This is a genomic window from Castellaniella hirudinis (assembly GCF_042651965.1).
GTDB classification, from domain to species: Bacteria; Pseudomonadota; Gammaproteobacteria; order Burkholderiales; family Burkholderiaceae_B; genus Castellaniella; species Castellaniella hirudinis.
In genome coordinates this window covers 19,268-35,520 of sequence record NZ_JBHSDY010000011.1, presented here as the reverse complement: position 1 = coordinate 35,520, position 16,253 = coordinate 19,268, and the positions used below count along the sequence as shown (strand labels likewise).

Genomic DNA, 16,253 nt, shown 5'->3' with positions numbered 1-16,253 from the left:
CCTCACCACCCCGCCGAATCCCAAGATGATCATCGACGTCACCCCTCTGCTTGCGCCTGTATCGCCGGAAGAACCCGGCGGGGCCGATATCCGCGATACCCCCGACTACGAGACCATCGCCGCCGAAATCGAGAAACTGTCCAGCCCCACCAGTTCGGGGCAGATCGACTGGCAAAAGGTCGAAAACCTGGGCACACGACTGTTCAGCAGCCAGGGGAAGGACTTCATGGTCGCCGCCTGGGTCGCCACCGCCTGGACCATGCGCTACGGGATCGAGGGCCTGGGCGCCGGCCTGATCCTCCAGGAAGGCCTGGTCAGCCACTACTGGGAAACCGCCCAACCGCCCGTCAAACGGCTGCGAGGGCGGCGCAACGCCTTGTCCTGGTGGATCGAGCGCGCCGGCAACTGGCTCGAAAACATCGATGTGCCGCCGCTGCGCGAGGAAACCCACCAAAGCCTGGTGCAGGCCGCCGAGACCCTGGACAGCCGGCTGGCCGAGCTGGATCCCGATTCCGAGCCGCTGGGACCGTTCGTGCAGCAGATCCGCCGCCTGGCCGTCATCGAGCCGGCGCCCTCGCCCGACCCGGCGCCGGCCGCCGATCCCGCCCTGCAGCCCGCAACAGACGCTCCGGCGGCGGCATCGGCAGACGCGCCCGGCACGGCCTCCACGGCCGGCCCCGCGACGGCCGCGCCGGCGGCAGCCCCCGCGCCGGCCCGCGCCGCGCCGGCGCCCGTTCCGACCTATGCGCCGGCCCAGGGCGCCTTGGAAGACCTGGACGGCGTGCTGAATGCGCTGGCACCGGCGCTCAGCCACATCAGCACAATCGCCAGCGCCCTGCGCGCCATTGACCGCCTGAACCCGCTGACGATCGACATGGTGCGCTTTGCCGCACGCAGCCCGCTGCTCGCCCCGCCGCCGGCGCAAGACGGCCTGACCGCCTTGAGTCCCCCGCCGGTCGCCATCAGCGATGCCTTCGGCACCATCATCCGCAGCGGCAACGCCGACGGCTTGATCGAATTCTGTGAATCGCGCATCGCCATGCACCCTTGCTGGCTGGACCTGGACCGCGAATCGGCCCGAGGCTATGCGCTGCTGGGCCCGGCGGGCCTGGCCATGCAGCAGGCCATCATCCAGAGCACCCTGGCCTTCGTCAAGCGGCTGCCCGGCATCGAACTCCTGAGCTTTTCGGACGGTATGCCCTTCGCCGACGAGGCGACGCGGCAATGGCTGGAAGACTGCCGCCAGGCCGGCGGCGGCGAAGCCGGCCTGCCCGCCAGCCGCCTGGAACAGGCTCGGCGGCAGGCGCGCGCCGCCCTGGACATGGGTCGCCGCCACGAAGCGGCGGCCTGCTACCAGACGCTGGTCGAATCCAGCTGGAGCGGGCGCGACCGATTCCAGGCGCGCTTATGGCAGGCCGAACTGGCCTTGTCCGACGACACGCTGCCCGATCCGCTGGCGCTGGCGGCGTCCCTGACCCACGAATGCCGGCAGCGCAAACTGGCCGACTGGGAGCCGGAACTGGCCCGGCAGGCCTGGCAACTGCACCTGGAGACGGCCCGAAAAATTTTGGCCCGCGATGACGCGGGCCAGGACGATGATCAGATCGAGAGGGCCCGCGAAGCCGCGCATAAAGCCCTGCGCGAACTGGCGGCCATCGACCCGACCTGGGCCCTGAAGGCCCAAGGGTGACGCTGGATTACTTCACGTTGCGCACGGCGGCGCCGGTATACAACTGGCGCGGACGACCGATCTTGTAGTCGGGATCGGACAGCATTTCGTTCCATTGGGCGATCCAGCCCACCGTGCGGGCCAGGGCGAAGATCGCCGTGAACAGCGACGTGGGGATGCCGATGGCGCGCTGCACGATGCCCGAGTAGAAGTCCACGTTCGGGTACAGCTTGCGATCCACGAAGTACTTGTCTTCCAGGGCGATGCGTTCCAGTTCCATGGCCAGCTTGAACAGCGGGTCGTTTTCCAGGCCCAGGGCGCCCAGGACTTCGCGGCAGGTTTCCTGCATCAGCTTGGCGCGCGGGTCATAGTTTTTGTAGACCCGGTGACCAAAGCCCATCAGGCGCACGCCCGAATTCTTGTCCTTGACCTTTTCCATGAACTCGCCGACCTTGGCCACGCCGCCTTGGGCCTGGATGCTTTCGAGCATGTTCAGGCAGGCTTCGTTGGCGCCGCCGTGCGCCGGGCCCCACAGGCAGGCCACGCCGGCCGCGATGGCGGCAAACGGATTGGTGCCCGAGGAACCGCACAGACGCACCGTGGAGGTGGAGGCGTTTTGTTCGTGGTCGGCGTGCAGGATGAAGATGCGGTCCAGCGCGCGTTCCACCACGTCGTTGACCTGGTAGTCGTCGCAAGGCGTGGCGAACATCATGCGCAGGAAATTGCCCGTGTAGGACAGGTCGTTCTGCGGGTAGATGAAGGGCTGGCCCAGGGAATGCTTGTACGCCATGGCGACCAGGGTCGGCAGCTTGGCGATCAGGCGGATCGCGGAGACCTCGCGGTGACGCGGGTTGGTGATGTCGGTGGAGTCATGATAGAAGGCCGACAGCGCGCCCACCAGACCCGTCAGCACCGCCATCGGGTGCGCATCGCGACGGAAGCCCTGCAGGAAGGTGTGCATCTGCTCGTGCACCAGGGTGTGGTGCGTGACCAGATTGTCAAAGTCGCGCTTCTGGTCCGGCGAAGGCAGTTCGCCGTTCATGATCAGATAGGCGACCGACAGGAAATCGCAGTTGGTCGCCAACTGGTCGATCGGGTAGCCGCGATACAGCAACTGGCCCTTGTCGCCATCGATGTAGGTGATGGCGGATTCGCAGGCGGCCGTCGCCATGAAGCCGGGGTCGTAGGTGAACATCCCCGTCTGACCGTAAAGCTTGCGGATGTCGACCACGTCCGGGCCGACCGTACCCTGGTAAACCGGGAATTCAACCGAGGGGCTGCCGTCGGAGAACGAGAGCGTGGCTTTTTTATCGGATAGCTGCATGTGAATCTTCCTTTAAGTTACAGCGCTTTCATCTGCTCGACGAGCCGACGGATGTCGGGCGTGTCGTAGGGACCCGACAGGTCCGTACGTCCCAACAGGACGTCGAGCAATTCGGTATCGACCATTTCGAAAAGCAGCGTCAAGGCCTGCACGTCGGTCTCGGTCAACTGCGTTTCGTGGGCATCCAGGAAGCGCGTGATGATGAGATCGTTTTCGAGCAGGCCGCGACGTGCCCGCCAACGCAGGCGGGCGCGATCCAACACGGTCAGGTCGCCGGACATGTCCGAATCCTAGACCGTGCGACGCACGAGCATTTCCTTGATCTTGCCGATCGCGGCCGACGGATTCAGGCCCTTGGGGCAGACGTCCGTACAGTTCATGATCGTATGGCAGCGGAACAGGCGATACGGATCCTCCAGGTTGTCCAGACGTTCGCCGGTGGCTTCGTCGCGCGAATCGGCGATGAAGCGGTAGGCCTGAAGCAGGCCGGCCGGGCCGACGAACTTGTCCGGATTCCACCAGAAGGACGGACAGGCGGTGGAGCAGGAACCGCACAGAATGCACTCGTACAGACCGTTGAGTTCCTCGCGTTCCTCAGGCGACTGCAGGCGTTCCTTTTCGGGCGGCGGCGTGTCGTTGATCAGGAACGGCTTGATCGAATGATACTGGTCGAAGAAGAAGGTCATGTCCACGATCAGGTCGCGCACCACGGGCAGGCCGGGCAGCGGCTTGAGGACGATGGGCTCCTTGAGCGACAGCAGGTTGGTCGTGCAGGCCAGGCCGTTCTTGCCATTGATGTTCATGGCGTCGGACCCGCACACACCCTCGCGGCAGGACCGGCGCAGGGCCAGGCTGTCGTCCAGATCGTTCTTGATGCGCAGGATCGCGTCCAGCAGCATCTTGTCGGTCGGTTGCAGCTCGACCTCGAACTTCTGCATGTAAGGCCGTTCGTCCTTGTCCGGATCGTAGCGGTAGATCTCGAATTTCACGATGCGTTTTTGACTCATGACGATATCCAGATTAGAAGGTACGCGGCTTGGGCGGGATGCTGTCCACGGTCAGGGGCTGCATGCGCACCGGAGTGTATTCGAGGCGGTTGTCCCCGGCGAACCACAGCGTGTGCTTGAGCCAGTCCACGTCGTCGCGTTCCGGGTATTCCTCGAGGGCGTGGGCCCCGCGCGATTCCAGGCGGGCGGCCGCCGAGGTCGTCGTGGCGCGGGCCACCTCAATCATGTTGGAGACTTCCAGGGCCTCGATGCGGGCGGTATTGAAGACCTTGGACTTGTCGGCGAAATAGATGTCCTGGACTTCCGGCACCAGGTCGGCGATCATTTCCGCGCCTTCCTTCAGCAGATCCAGCTTGCGGAACACGCCGCAGTGGGCCTGCATGGTCATGCGCATCTTGTTGGCCACGTCCTGGGCCTTTTCGCCCGAGGTGCGGGTTTCCAGGCGGTTGACGCGATCCAGCGAGGCCTCGATGTCGGTGTCCGGCAGCGGCTGGTGGCTGTGCGTGCGTTCCGGGTGCTGATCGACGATGAAGTTGCCGGCCGAGCGGCCGAACACGATCAGGTCCAGCAGGGAATTGGTGCCCAGGCGGTTGGCGCCGTGCACCGAGGTCGCCGCGCATTCGCCGACGGCGTACAGACCGTTGACGATCTTTTCCTGGCCGTTGACGCGGGTGACGACCTGGCCGTGATAGTTGGCCGGAATGCCGCCCATCTGGTAATGGATCGTCGGCACGACGGGGATCGGGTCCTTGATCGGGTCGATGTTGGCGAACTTGATGGCGATTTCGCGGATCGAGGGCAGACGCTTCTGGATGGTTTCCGCACCCAGGTGGTCGAGCTTCAGCACCACGTAGCTGCCATCGCCGCAGCCGCGGCCTTCCTTGATTTCCTGGTCCATCGAGCGCGAGACGAAGTCACGCGGCGCCAGGTCCTTGAGCTGCGGCGCGTAGCGTTCCATGAAGCGCTCGCCGTCCTTGTTCAGCAGGATGCCGCCTTCGCCGCGCACGCCTTCGGTGATCAGCACGCCGGCCCCGGCCACGCCGGTGGGGTGGAATTGCCAGAATTCCATGTCCTGCAACGGGATGCCCGCACGCGCGGCCATGCCCAGGCCGTCGCCGGTGTTGATGAAGGCATTGGTCGAAGCCGCCCAGATCCGACCGGCCCCGCCGGTGGCCAGCACGGTGTGCTTGGCTTCCAGGACGTAGATTTCGCCGGTTTCCATTTCCATGGCGGTCACGCCCAGCACGTCGCCGTCGTTGTTGCGCAGCAGATCGAGCGCCATCCATTCGACGAAGAAGTTCGTGCGGGCGGCGACGTTGCGCTGGTAGAGCGTGTGCAGCATCGCGTGGCCGGTGCGGTCAGCCGCGGCACAGGCGCGCTGGACGGGCTTTTCACCGAAGTGCGAGGTGTGGCCGCCGAACGGGCGTTGATAAATGGTGCCGTCCGGATTGCGGTCGAAGGGCATGCCGAAGTGTTCGAGCTCGTACACGGCATTGGGCGCTTCGCGGACCATGAATTCGATCGCGTCCTGGTCGCCGAGCCAGTCGGAGCCCTTGACGGTATCGTACATATGCCATTGCCAGTGGTCTTCGCTCATATTGCCCAGCGAAGCGCTGACGCCGCCCTGGGCGGCCACGGTGTGCGAACGCGTCGGGAAGACCTTGGACAGCACGGCCACGGACAGGCCGGCCTGGGCCAATTGCAAGGCGCAACGCAGGCCGGCTCCGCCGGCGCCGACGACCACCACATCGAACTGGCGGCGCGGAAGGGATTTATTGACAGCGGCCACGTTAGAGACTCCAGAGAATTTGACCGAAGAAGATCACTGCGGCCACCAGCCACAGGATCGTCAGGACCTGCAGGAACAGGCGCAGGCCGTCGGAATGCACGTAGTCCATCCAGATGTCGCGCACGCCGATCCAGGCGTGCCAGGCAAGCGACAGGAAGGCCAGCGTGGCCAGCAGTTGCCCGACCGGCAGCGTGCCGACGGTGAAGGCGAAGAAGGCGCGCCAGGATTCGAAATCCAGGCTGCTGCCAAGGACTGCGTACAGCACCAGGACCAGGGTGTAGACCGCCATGATGACGGCGGTGGCGCGCTGGACGATGAAGTCGCGCGTGCCGTAGTGCGCGCCGACGACCAGGCGCTTGCGACCGATGCGTTCTTGAGCCATTACCATGCTCCAAAGAGTTTCAGACCGAAGACCACGGTCAGTGCCAGCGCCACGCCGATGACCAGGGCGCCGGAGCGCTGCGAGGGTTCGCGCGCGTTGCCGACGTGCAGGTCCAGCGTCAGATAGCGGATGCCCGCGCAGAAGTGGTGGAAGTAGCCCCACATCAGCACCAGCAGCACGATCTTACAGACCGGGTTGGCGACCCATTCCTTCATGGCGGCGAAGGTCGCGGGCGACTGCACGCTTTGCGCGAACAGCGGCACGATCACCAGCGGCAGCGCCAGGAACAGCAGCGCGCCGCTGACCCGGTGCAGGATGGATGCCTTGGCAGCCGGAGGCAGCCGGTAACTCATGAGGTCGCTCAACCCCAGGTTACGGAACTGCGGGCGCGGCTTTGAAGCTGATTCAGACATGATGGCCTCGTAGTTGGAAGATGGAAAGAATTCGGGATACACCTGGCATTTTCGCCCATCCGCGTGTCAATTCAAACTGTTGCGGTAATGGTAGCGCTCGGTGACGTAATGGCCGCGGCGCAACTCCATGGGACGGTCGCCATAGGTATAGGCAATGCGTTCGACCTGCAGCAGCGGGCTGCCGGGCTGGACCCGCAGCAGTTCGGCCTGAGCCTCGGTCGCCGCCACGGCACGGATTTTTTCTTCGGCGCGCACCATGCTGACGCCGAATTCGGTTTCAAACAGGGCGTACACCGGCCCCCGATAGCGCAGCAGCGATTCCAGGGTCAGGCCCTTGAAGATGCTGCCGGGCAGCCAGATATCGTCCAGAATGGTGGGCACGTCGTCGAAAGACAGCGCGCGGCGCATGTTCACGACCGCATCCCCGGCGCGCAGATCCAGCGCGGCGGCGATCTCGGCCGATGCCTTGGCGCGGCGGCAGTCCAGGATCTGGCTGCTGGACACGCCGGGCCGGCCCTCGTCGGGCGTCAGCCGCAGAAAACGGTAGCGCACCTTGGCTTCGTTGTGCGTGGCGACGAAAGTGCCCTTGCCCTGGCGGCGGATCAGCAGGTTTTCGGCGGCCAGTTCGTCGATCGCCTTGCGCACGGTGCCCTGGCTGACCTGGAAACGGGCGGCCAGCTCGAGTTCGCTGGGGATCGATTCGCCGGGCTTCCATTCGCCCCGGTCCAGTCCCTGCAGGATCAGGCCCTTGATCTGCTGATACAGCGGGCTGAACGCAGCGCTGTGGGGAGCGCGGCTCGGCGTCTGCTGGCGATCAATCGGGGGGGATTCGGACATGTCGGTCAGGAATGCTGCAGTGCGGCTATGCTACAAGATGAGACGACGCATTTTCGCACTTCCGGGGCCGGATGTCTAATACTCTTGTGTCTTATATAAGATATAAGACTCTTGACGCTGAGGGGTGGAATACACTACTCTTTTCGGCGATTTCGTACACCCCCAGCTATCCTCTCACCCTATCGGAGAATCACCATGTCCAAACCCGCCATGCGCGTCGCGGTCACCGGCGCCGCCGGCCAGATCGGCTATGCCTTGCTATTCCGCATCGCCTCGGGCGAAATGCTCGGCAAGGACCAGCCCGTCATCCTGCAGCTTCTGGAAATTCCCGACGAAAAGGCCCAAAAGGCCTTGCAAGGCGTGATGATGGAACTGGACGACTGCGCCTTCCCGCTGCTGGCCGGCATGAGCGCTCACAGCGATCCGCGCACCGCCTTCAAGGACGTCGACGTCGCCCTGCTGGTCGGCGCCCGCCCGCGCGGCCCCGGCATGGAACGCAAAGACCTGCTGCAGGTCAACGCCCAGATCTTCACCGCCCAGGGCAAGGCCTTGAATGAAGTCGCCAGCCGCGACGTCAAGGTGCTGGTGGTCGGCAACCCGGCCAACACCAACGCCTACATCGCCATGAAGTCCGCCCCGGACCTGCCGGCCAAGAACTTCACCGCCATGCTGCGCCTGGACCACAACCGCGCGCTGTCGCAACTCGCCGCCAAGACCGGCAAGGCCGTGGCCGACATCGAAAAGCTGGTCGTGTGGGGCAACCACTCGCCCACCATGTACCCGGACACGCGCTTCGCCACCATCGGCGGCCAGCCCGCCCAGGCCCTGGTCAACGATGCCGCCTGGATCGCCGACACCTTCATCCCCACCGTGGGCAAGCGCGGCGCGGCCATCATCGCTGCGCGCGGCCTGTCCTCGGCGGCCTCGGCGGCCAACGCCGCCATCGACCACATCCATGACTGGGTGCTGGGCAGCAACGGCAAGTGGGTCACCATGGGCATCCCCTCGGACGGCTCCTACGGCATCCCCGAAGGCATCATCTACGGCGTGCCGGTCACCACGGCCAATGGCGAATACACCCGTGTCGCCGGTCTGGAGATCGATGCATTCTCGCGCGAACGCATGGACTTCACCCTGAACGAACTGCTCGAAGAACGCGACGGCGTCGCCGACCTGCTGAAGTAAGCCCCTGGCGGCGGACGCGCAGCGGCCCGGCCGCCGCGCCCGCCGCCGAATGTCCGGCCGATGACAGACAGGCGGGGCCCGTGCGGCCAGAATGCTCCTGCCATTGACCGGAACCCGCCCCTACCCGGGGCGTCTTGCCGCAAACCCGGGCGCGCCTGGAGACGGCGGCCCACCGGAGCGTCCACCATGACCCGTCCCGCTTCTCCCGGCGCACTGCTGCGCCAGGCGCTGATCGAAGAATCCCCCCTGCAGATCGTGGGGGCCATCAACGCCAATCACGCCCTGCTGGCCAAACGCGCCGGCTACCGCGCCATCTACGTATCGGGCGGCGGCGTGGCCGCCGGTTCGCTCGGCCTGCCCGATCTGGGCATCAACACGCTCGATGACGTGCTGACCGACGTGCGCCGCATCACCGACGTCTGCGACCTGCCGCTGCTGGTGGACATCGACACCGGCTTCGGGCCCTCGGCCTTCAACATCGCCCGCACCGTCAAATCCCTGATCAAGTTCGGCGCCGCCGGCTGCCACATCGAGGATCAGGTCGGCGCCAAGCGCTGCGGCCACCGGCCCGGCAAGGAAATCGTCAGCACCGAAGAAATGGCCGACCGCGTGAAGGCCGCCGTGGACGCCCGCACCGACAGCGATTTCTACATCATCGCGCGCACCGACGCGATCGCCGTCCACGGCGTGGACGCGGCCCTGGAGCGCGCGCACGCCTGCGTCGAAGCCGGCGCCGATGCGATCTTCGCCGAAGCATCCTACGATCTGGGCACCTACCAGAAATTTGCCGGCAGCCTGAACGTCCCGGTGCTGGCCAACATCACCGAATTCGGCCAGACGCCGCTGTTCACCGTCGAAGAACTCAAGGGCGCCGGCGTCGGCATGGTGCTCTATCCGCTGTCGGCCTTCCGCGCCATGAACAAGGCGGCCGAGGCCGTCTACCAGGCCATCCGCCGCGACGGCCACCAGCACGCGGTGATCGACCAGATGCAGACGCGCGAAGAGCTCTACGACCGCATCGGCTACCACCGCTACGAAAACCAGCTCGACGCCCTGTTCCAGCAGGGCAAGAACAAGGCGTCCTGACCGGACCCCGCCTCCGAACCGAACACCTCATCCAAGGAGATCGCTGATGGCGACCAAGAACACCGCGACTGCCAAGAAAACCCCGGCGGCAAAGAAGGCCCCTGCGCGCAAGCCCGCTACGCCCAGGGCGCCCGCCGTCCAGGCCGCTGCCGCTGCTGCTCCCGCCGCTGCACCCGCGGCACCCGCCGGCCCGAAACCCAAGAAATCCGTCGCCCTGTCGGGCATCGTCGCCGGCAACACCGCGCTGTGCACGGTCGGCCGCAGCGGCAACGACCTGCACTATCGCGGCTATGACATCCTGGACATCGCCGACACCTGCGAATTCGAAGAAGTCGCCCACCTGCTGATCCACGGCAAGCTGCCGACCTCGGCCGAACTCAAGGCCTACAAGGAAAAGCTGCGCCGTCTGCGCGGCCTGCCCGCCCAGGTCCAGGTCGCCCTGGAAGCCCTGCCCGCCGCCAGCCACCCGATGGACGTGATGCGCACCGCCGCCTCGGTGCTGGGCTGCGTGCTGCCTGAAAAGGACGACCACAATCTGCCGGACGCGCGCGACATCGCCGACCGCCTGATGGCCAGCCTGGGTTCGGCCCTGCTGTACTGGTACCACTACAGCCACAACGGCCGCGTCATCAACGTCGAGACCGATGACGACAGCATCGGCGGCCATTTCCTGCATCTGCTGCATGGCGAGACCCCGTCCAAGGAATGGGTCCATGCGATGCACACCTCGCTGATCCTGTACGCGGAACACGAATTCAATGCCTCGACCTTCACCGGCCGCGTCATCGCCGGCACGGGCTCGGACATGTATTCGGCCATCACCGGCGCCATCGGCGCGCTGCGCGGCCCGAAACACGGCGGCGCCAACGAGGTCGCCTTCGAAATCCAGAAACGCTACGACACCCCGGACGAGGCCGAGGCCGACATCCGCCGCCGCGTCGAAGCCAAGGAAGTCGTGATCGGCTTCGGCCACCCGGTCTACACCGTGTCCGACCCGCGCAACCAGGTCATCAAGTCCGTGGCCCGCAAACTGTCCAAGTCCGCCGGCTCGACCAAGATGTACGACATTGCCGAGCGCCTGGAGTCGGTGATGTGGGACGCCAAGAAGATGTTCCCCAACCTGGACTGGTTCTCGGCCGTGTCCTATCACATGATGGGCGTGCCCACCGCCATGTTCACCCCCCTGTTCGTGATCGCCCGCACCGCCGGCTGGTCGGCGCACATCATCGAGCAGCGCATCGACAACAAGATCATCCGCCCGACGGCCAACTACGTCGGTCCGGAAGACCGCAAGTTCGTTCCCCTGTCCAAGCGCAAGTAAGCCGCACTTCTTTCAGGAACCCACATGTCTGCACCCATTTCCAACGTCCGTCCCCAACCCGACCAGGTCCTGGTGGATATCGTCGATTACGTCTTCGACTACAAGATCGAGAGCGCACTGGCGCTCGAAACCGCCCGCAATTGTCTGATCGACACCCTGGGCTGCGGTCTGGAAGCCCTGGAATACCCGGCCTGCCGCAAGCTCATGGGCCCCATCGTCCCCGGCACCGTGGTGCCCAACGGCGCCAAGGTCCCCGGCACGCAGTTCCAGCTCGACCCGGTGCAGGCCGCCTTCAACATCGGCTGCATGATCCGCTGGCTGGACTTCAACGACACCTGGCTGGCGGCCGAATGGGGCCATCCATCCGACAATCTGGGCGGCGTCCTGGCCGTGGCCGATTGGCTGTCGCGCAACGCCGTGGCCGCCGGCAAGGCGCCGCTGACCATGCGCGCCGTGCTCGAAGGCATCATCAAGGCGCACGAAATCCAGGGCTGCATCGCGCTGGAAAACTCCTTCAACAAGGTCGGCCTGGATCACGTGGTGCTGGTGAAGGTCGCCTCCACCGCCGTGGTGTCCCAGATGCTGGGCCTGTCGCGCGAAGAAGCCATCAACGCCGTGTCCCTGGCCTGGGTGGACGGCCAGAGCCTGCGCACCTACCGCCACGCGCCCAACACCGGCAGCCGCAAGTCCTGGGCGGCGGGCGACGCCACCAGCCGCGCCGTGCGCCTGGCGCTGATCGCCCGCACCGGCGAAATGGGCTACCCGTCCGTGCTGAGCGCGCCGGTCTGGGGCTTTTACGACGTGCTGTTCAAGGGCCAGCCCTTCAAGTTCCAGCGCCCCTACGGCAGCTACGTGATGGAAAACGTGCTGTTCAAGATCTCCTTCCCGGCCGAATTCCACTCGCAGACCGCAGTGGAATGCGCCATGGACATCCACGCGAAGCTGAAGTCCCTGGGCAAGACCGACGCCGACATCAAGAAGATCACGATCCGCACCCACGAGGCCTGCATCCGCATCATCGACAAGAAGGGCCCGCTGGACAACCCCGCCGACCGTGACCACTGCATCCAGTACATGGTGGCCGTGCCCATCCTGTTCGGCCGCCTGACCGCCGGCGACTACGAGGACGCCGTGGCCGCCGACCCGCGCATCGACGCCCTGCGCGACAAGATGGTCTGCGTGGAAGACCCGGCCTTCACCGCCGACTACCACGATCCGGAAAAGCGCTCCATCGCCAACGCGCTGACGGTCGAATTCACGGACGGCTCCAGGCTCGACGAGATCGTCTGCGAATACCCGATCGGCCACAAGCGCCGCCGCACCGACGGCATCCCGCTGCTGGAAGCCAAGTTCCGCACGAACCTGGCCCGCCAGTTCCCGGCCCGCCAGCAGCAGCGCATCCTGGACGTGTCGCTGGACCAGGCGAAACTGGAAGCCATGCCGGTGCACGAGTACGTGGATCTGTATGTCATCTGAGGCCCCCGCCCGCGCCATCCGTCACGACGAGGCCGCCCACCGTTTCGAATGGACGGAGGACGGTCATCTCTGCGTGCTGGACTACGTCCTGGACGGCACGGTCGCGTCGTTCACGCACACGGGGGTACCGGCCGCCGTGGGCGGTCGCGGCATTGCCGCCGACCTGGCGCGCTTCGGGCTGGACACGGCCCGGGCGCGCGGTTGGCGGGTCCGCCCCGTGTGTTCGTATGTCGCTGCCTTCGTGCGGCGCCACCCGGAATATCAGGATCTGGTGGTTTGAATCTTTAAACGCTAATAAATAAGCGAAAAATCACTGTTTCCTTGATCCTGATTAAGTCATCAAGTTCGGGGTTTCCCCACAATACGGTTTTCCATAACCACACCGTATGTAGGGAGAACCCCATGTCATTCCGCCTTCGTCACACCGCCCTCGCCTGCGCCCTGGCTGCCGGCTCGATCGCCGCCGCCCCCGCGCTGGCCCACGAAGCGGGTGACATCCTGCTGAAGGTCGGCGTCACGCACGTCGAACCCAAGTCCGACAACGGCACCCTGGCCGGCGGCACGGTCAAGCTGGACATCGACGGCAGCACCCGTCCCAGCTTCACCCTGACCTACATGGCCACGCGCAACATCGGGATCGAACTGCTGGGCGCCTTCCCCTTCAAGCACTCCATCAACGCCAAGGGCATGGGCGAGATCGGCTCGACCCAGCATCTGCCGCCGACCCTCAGCCTGCAATGGCACTTCCTGCCGGACGCCACCTTCCAACCCTATGTGGGCGTGGGTCTGAACTACACGACCTTCTTCGACACCAAGACCCACGGCGCGCTGGCCGGCAACGACCTCAGCCTGAAGGATTCCTGGGGTGTCGCGGCTCAGGTCGGCGTGGACTACAAGCTGAACGAGCGCTGGTTCCTGAACGCCGATCTGCGCTACATCGACATCCGTTCCAAGGTCCACCTGAACGGCACGGACATCGGCACGGCCAAGATCAACCCCTGGGTCGCCACCGTCGGGGTCGGCTACCGCTTCTAAGCAGCCTGGAATAGCCCCCGGCGGGTTGGAGGCTGCGGTTCATGGCTTCGGTCTTATATCTTATATAAGACTATTGCCTGATCACCGGGCTTACCGGTAAAATAGCCGCGTTCTCCAACCCTCTCTCCTGGGGCATTATTCCATGCTGGACTCTTACCGCACCGAAGCCGCCGCCCGCGAGGCGATCGGCATCCCGCCGCTTCCCCTGACGGCCAAGCAGACCGCCGACCTGATCGAACTGCTGAAAAACCCGCCCGCCGGCGAAGCCGAATTCCTGCTGGACCTGTTCACGCACCGCGTCCCCGCCGGCGTGGACGACGCCGCCCAGGTCAAGGCATCCTATCTGGCCGCCGTCGCGCTGGGCAAAGAATCCTGCCCCCTGATCGACGCCCGCCGCGCCACCGAACTGCTGGGCACCATGCTGGGCGGCTTCAACATCGGCGCACTGATCGAACTGCTGGACCACGCCGACCAGGCGCCGGTCGCCGCCGAAGGCCTGAAAAAGACCCTGCTGGTCTTCGACGCCTTCCACGACATCGAAGAAAAAGCCAAGGCCGGCAACGTCCACGCCCAGGCCGTGCTGCAAAGCTGGGCCGACGCCGAGTGGTTCACCAGCCGCCCCGAAGTCCCGCAAAGCCTGACCCTGACCGTGCTGAAGGTCACCGGCGAAACCAATACCGACGACCTGTCGCCCGCCCCCGACGCCTGGAGCCGCCCGGACATCCCGCTGCACGCGCTGGCGATGCTGAAAAACCCGCGCGACGGCATCACGCCCGACGCCCCGGGCCAGGTCGGTCCGATCAAGCTGATCGAAGAACTCAAGGCCAAGGGCCACCTGGTCGCCTACGTCGGCGACGTGGTCGGCACCGGTTCCTCGCGCAAATCGGCCACCAACTCCGTCATCTGGTACACCGGCGAAGACATCCCCTTCGTGCCGAACAAGCGCTTCGGCGGCGTCTGTCTGGGCAGCAAGATCGCCCCGATCTTCTACAACACCATGGAAGACTCCGGCGCCTTGCCCATCGAACTGGACGTGTCCGCCATGAACATGGGCGACGTCATCGAACTGCGCCCCTACGAAGGCAAGGCCCTGAAAAACGGCCAGGTCATCTCCGAGTTCCAACTGAAATCCGACGTGCTGCTGGACGAAGTCCGCGCCGGCGGCCGCATCCCGCTGATCATCGGCCGCGGCCTGACGGCCAAGGCGCGCGCGTCCCTGGGCCTGCCGCCCACGACGCTGTTCCGCCTGCCCGAATCCCCCGCCGACAGCGGCAAGGGCTATTCCCTGGCGCAGAAGCTGGTCGGCCGCGCCTGCGGTCTGCCCGAAGGCCAGGGCGTGCGCCCCGGCACCTACTGCGAACCGCGCATGACCTCGGTCGGCAGCCAGGACACCACCGGCCCCATGACCCGCGACGAACTCAAGGACCTGGCCTGCGTGGGCTTCTCGGCCGACCTGGTGATGCAGTCCTTCTGCCACACCGCCGCCTACCCCAAGCCCGTGGACGTCAAGACCCACCACGAACTGCCCGCCTTCATCAGCACGCGCGGCGGCGTGGCGCTGCGCCCGGGCGACGGCATCATCCACTCGTGGCTGAACCGCATGCTGATGCCCGACACGGTCGGCACCGGCGGCGACTCGCACACCCGTTTCCCGATCGGCATCAGCTTCCCGGCCGGCTCCGGTCTGGTCGCCTTCGCCGCCGCCACCGGCGTCATGCCGCTGGACATGCCTGAGTCCGTGCTGGTGCGCTTCAAGGGCGAAATGCAGCCCGGCGTCACGCTGCGCGATCTGGTCAACGCCATCCCGCTGTACGCGATCAAGCAAGGCCTGCTGACCGTCGAAAAGAAGGGCAAGAAGAACATCTTCTCCGGCCGCATCCTCGAAATCGAAGGGCTGCCGAACCTGAAGATCGAACAGGCTTTCGAACTGTCCGACGCTTCGGCCGAACGCTCCGCCGCCGCCTGCACCGTGCGCCTGAACAAGGAACCGGTCATCGAGTACCTGAACAGCAACATCACGCTGTTGAAGTGGATGATCGCCAACGGCTACCAGGACGCCCGCACCCTGGCGCGCCGCATCAAGAACATGGAAGCCTGGCTGGCCGACCCGCAACTGGTCGAACCCGACGCCAATGCCGAATACGCGGCCGTCATCGACATCGACCTGGCGGACATCCACGAGCCCATCGTGGCCTGCCCGAACGATCCGGACGACGTCAAGACGCTGTCCGACGTGGCCGGCACCGCCATCGACGAGGTCTTCATCGGCAGTTGCATGACCAACATCGGCCACTTCCGCGCCGCCGCCACGCTGCTCAAGGGCAAGCGCGACCTGCCGTCCAAGCTCTGGGTCGCCCCGCCGACCAAGATGGACGCCAGCGAACTGACCAAGGAAGGCCACTACGGCACCTTCGGCACGGCCGGCGCGCGCATGGAAATGCCGGGCTGCTCGCTGTGCATGGGCAACCAGGCCCAGGTGCGCGAAGGCGCCACGGTGTTCTCGACCAGCACGCGCAACTTCCCCAACCGTCTGGGCAAGAACTCCAACGTGTTCCTGGGTTCGGCCGAAATGGCCGCGATCTGCTCCGGCCTGGGCCGCATCCCCACCCGCGAGGAATACCTGGAGTCCATGGGCCTGCTGAGCAAGGACAGCGAGTCCATCTACCGCTACATGAACTTCGACCAGATCGAAGACTTCACGGCGGTGGCCAATACCGTGGACGCCTGAT

The 16,253-nt window shown here is 65.4% G+C and carries 15 protein-coding genes; 8 read left to right on the top strand and 7 right to left on the bottom strand.

What is annotated here, in order from left to right; translation table 11 throughout:
* The first annotated feature begins 25 nt into the window (after positions 1–25).
* The gene (gene tssA / locus ACFO0J_RS16685; RefSeq protein ID WP_376814218.1) at positions 26–1,690 is read left to right on the top strand and encodes a type VI secretion system protein TssA; all 1,665 of its coding nucleotides are present in this window, start codon (positions 26–28) and stop codon (positions 1,688–1,690) included.
* Positions 1,691–1,697: 7 nt separating this feature from the next.
* On the opposite strand, the gene gltA is transcribed toward tssA, so the two are convergent.
* The 7 genes from gltA to ACFO0J_RS16650 all read right to left on the bottom strand — a co-directional run bounded on the left by gltA (position 1,698) and on the right by ACFO0J_RS16650 (position 7,421).
* Positions 1,698–2,993 carry a citrate synthase gene (gltA, locus tag ACFO0J_RS16680; RefSeq protein WP_376814217.1) on the bottom strand — a complete coding sequence of 432 codons (1,296 nt, stop codon included), beginning with the start codon at positions 2,991–2,993 and terminating at the stop codon, positions 1,698–1,700.
* Positions 2,994–3,010: 17 nt separating this feature from the next.
* On the bottom strand, positions 3,011–3,274 hold the full coding sequence (locus tag ACFO0J_RS16675; protein ID WP_376814216.1) for an FAD assembly factor SdhE: 264 nt from the start codon (positions 3,272–3,274) through the stop codon (positions 3,011–3,013).
* A gap of 9 nt (positions 3,275–3,283) precedes the next feature.
* A complete protein-coding gene (locus ACFO0J_RS16670; RefSeq protein WP_376814215.1) occupies positions 3,284–4,000 on the bottom strand; it encodes a succinate dehydrogenase iron-sulfur subunit in 717 nt (238 codons plus the stop codon).
* Positions 4,001–4,013: 13 nt separating this feature from the next.
* Positions 4,014–5,789 (bottom strand): succinate dehydrogenase flavoprotein subunit, encoded by a 1,776-nt coding sequence (gene sdhA, locus ACFO0J_RS16665; protein WP_376814214.1) that lies wholly within the window; start codon positions 5,787–5,789, stop codon positions 4,014–4,016.
* A gap of 1 nt (position 5,790) precedes the next feature.
* A complete protein-coding gene (gene sdhD, locus ACFO0J_RS16660; RefSeq protein WP_376814213.1) occupies positions 5,791–6,171 on the bottom strand; it encodes a succinate dehydrogenase, hydrophobic membrane anchor protein in 381 nt (126 codons plus the stop codon).
* Complete coding sequence (gene sdhC, locus ACFO0J_RS16655; RefSeq protein ID WP_376814212.1) at positions 6,171–6,584, bottom strand: succinate dehydrogenase, cytochrome b556 subunit; 414 nt, start codon at positions 6,582–6,584, stop codon at positions 6,171–6,173. Before sdhC ends, sdhD begins: the two co-directional genes overlap by 1 nt.
* Positions 6,585–6,650: 66 nt before the next feature.
* Positions 6,651–7,421, bottom strand: coding sequence for a GntR family transcriptional regulator (locus ACFO0J_RS16650; RefSeq protein ID WP_376814211.1), 771 nt, complete (start codon positions 7,419–7,421; stop codon positions 6,651–6,653).
* A gap of 195 nt (positions 7,422–7,616) precedes the next feature.
* Between ACFO0J_RS16650 and ACFO0J_RS16645 the strand changes: the two genes are divergently transcribed.
* The 7 genes from ACFO0J_RS16645 (at position 7,617) to acnB (ending at position 16,252) form a co-directional block, all read left to right on the top strand.
* A complete protein-coding gene (locus ACFO0J_RS16645; RefSeq protein ID WP_376814210.1) occupies positions 7,617–8,606 on the top strand; it encodes a malate dehydrogenase in 990 nt (329 codons plus the stop codon).
* Positions 8,607–8,792: 186 nt separating this feature from the next.
* Positions 8,793–9,692, top strand: a complete 900-nt coding sequence (gene prpB, locus ACFO0J_RS16640; RefSeq protein WP_376814209.1) for a methylisocitrate lyase — start codon at positions 8,793–8,795, stop codon at positions 9,690–9,692.
* Between the two features lie 46 nt (positions 9,693–9,738).
* Positions 9,739–11,013 (top strand): bifunctional 2-methylcitrate synthase/citrate synthase, encoded by a 1,275-nt coding sequence (gene prpC, locus ACFO0J_RS16635; RefSeq protein ID WP_376814208.1) that lies wholly within the window; start codon positions 9,739–9,741, stop codon positions 11,011–11,013.
* Positions 11,014–11,037: 24 nt separating this feature from the next.
* Positions 11,038–12,489, top strand: coding sequence for a bifunctional 2-methylcitrate dehydratase/aconitate hydratase (locus tag ACFO0J_RS16630; protein ID WP_376814207.1), 1,452 nt, complete (start codon positions 11,038–11,040; stop codon positions 12,487–12,489).
* Positions 12,479–12,769 carry a GNAT family N-acetyltransferase gene (locus ACFO0J_RS16625; protein WP_376814206.1) on the top strand — a complete coding sequence of 97 codons (291 nt, stop codon included), beginning with the start codon at positions 12,479–12,481 and terminating at the stop codon, positions 12,767–12,769. The genes ACFO0J_RS16630 and ACFO0J_RS16625 overlap by 11 nt, the downstream gene beginning before the upstream one ends.
* A 122-nt stretch (positions 12,770–12,891) precedes the next feature.
* Positions 12,892–13,524, top strand: a complete 633-nt coding sequence (locus ACFO0J_RS16620) for an OmpW/AlkL family protein (protein ID WP_376814205.1) — start codon at positions 12,892–12,894, stop codon at positions 13,522–13,524.
* A 142-nt stretch (positions 13,525–13,666) separates the two neighbouring features.
* Entirely contained in the window at positions 13,667–16,252 is a 2,586-nt protein-coding gene (gene acnB / locus ACFO0J_RS16615; protein WP_376814204.1) for a bifunctional aconitate hydratase 2/2-methylisocitrate dehydratase, read from the top strand.
* Position 16,253 lies beyond the last annotated feature (1 nt).

Coding starts and splice junctions, on each gene's coding strand:
- ACFO0J_RS16670 (WP_376814215.1), bottom strand. CDS start 4,000: ATGAGTCAAAAACGCATCGTGAAATTCGAGATCTACCGCTACGATCCG.
- ACFO0J_RS16675 (WP_376814216.1), bottom strand. CDS start 3,274: ATGTCCGGCGACCTGACCGTGTTGGATCGCGCCCGCCTGCGTTGGCGG.
- prpC (WP_376814208.1), top strand. CDS start 9,739: ATGGCGACCAAGAACACCGCGACTGCCAAGAAAACCCCGGCGGCAAAG.
- ACFO0J_RS16625 (WP_376814206.1), top strand. CDS start 12,479: ATGTCATCTGAGGCCCCCGCCCGCGCCATCCGTCACGACGAGGCCGCC.
- gltA (WP_376814217.1), bottom strand. CDS start 2,993: ATGCAGCTATCCGATAAAAAAGCCACGCTCTCGTTCTCCGACGGCAGC.
- acnB (WP_376814204.1), top strand. CDS start 13,667: ATGCTGGACTCTTACCGCACCGAAGCCGCCGCCCGCGAGGCGATCGGC.
- tssA (WP_376814218.1), top strand. CDS start 26: ATGATCATCGACGTCACCCCTCTGCTTGCGCCTGTATCGCCGGAAGAA.
- prpB (WP_376814209.1), top strand. CDS start 8,793: ATGACCCGTCCCGCTTCTCCCGGCGCACTGCTGCGCCAGGCGCTGATC.
- sdhC (WP_376814212.1), bottom strand. CDS start 6,584: ATGTCTGAATCAGCTTCAAAGCCGCGCCCGCAGTTCCGTAACCTGGGG.
- sdhD (WP_376814213.1), bottom strand. CDS start 6,171: ATGGCTCAAGAACGCATCGGTCGCAAGCGCCTGGTCGTCGGCGCGCAC.
- ACFO0J_RS16630 (WP_376814207.1), top strand. CDS start 11,038: ATGTCTGCACCCATTTCCAACGTCCGTCCCCAACCCGACCAGGTCCTG.
- ACFO0J_RS16650 (WP_376814211.1), bottom strand. CDS start 7,421: ATGTCCGAATCCCCCCCGATTGATCGCCAGCAGACGCCGAGCCGCGCT.
- ACFO0J_RS16620 (WP_376814205.1), top strand. CDS start 12,892: ATGTCATTCCGCCTTCGTCACACCGCCCTCGCCTGCGCCCTGGCTGCC.
- ACFO0J_RS16645 (WP_376814210.1), top strand. CDS start 7,617: ATGTCCAAACCCGCCATGCGCGTCGCGGTCACCGGCGCCGCCGGCCAG.